The organism is Cereibacter changlensis JA139 (assembly GCF_003034985.1).
Taxonomy (GTDB): Bacteria; Pseudomonadota; Alphaproteobacteria; order Rhodobacterales; family Rhodobacteraceae; genus Cereibacter; species Cereibacter changlensis.
Window position 1 is genome coordinate 1 of sequence record NZ_PZKG01000452.1, and the last position, 350, is coordinate 350.

A 350-nucleotide genomic window follows, 5' to 3' on the forward strand; every position below is an offset into this window, starting at 1 on the left:
TGGACTGACGGGATTCATCTCGTGAATCCAGTGTGGTAGCTTGGGGACATGAGCAGACCGACGCCCCCGACCTACAAGACCCGGAACTGGCCGGCCTACAACGAGGCGCTCAAGCGCCGCGGCTCGCTGACGATCTGGTTTGATCCCACCATGACCTGGGAAGCCGCGCCGACTGGCAAGCGCGGCCGACAGCCTGCCTATGGCGACGCCGCCATTCAGACCTGCCTGACCATGAAGGTGCTGTTCGGCATGGCGCTGCGTCAGACGGCCGGGTTCGTCGAAAGCCTGCTGCGGTTGATCGGCCTGGACTGGGCCGTGCCTGACTTCAGCACGCTATCACGGCGCCAGAA

General features: G+C 64.3%; 1 protein-coding gene. It reads left to right on the top strand.

Translation table 11 applies throughout. The features are described 5' to 3' along the window. Nucleotides 1-48: 48 nt before the first annotated feature. A partial coding sequence (locus tag C5F48_RS24625; RefSeq protein ID WP_181247801.1) for a transposase occupies nt 49-350 on the top strand: 302 nt, incomplete at its 3' end.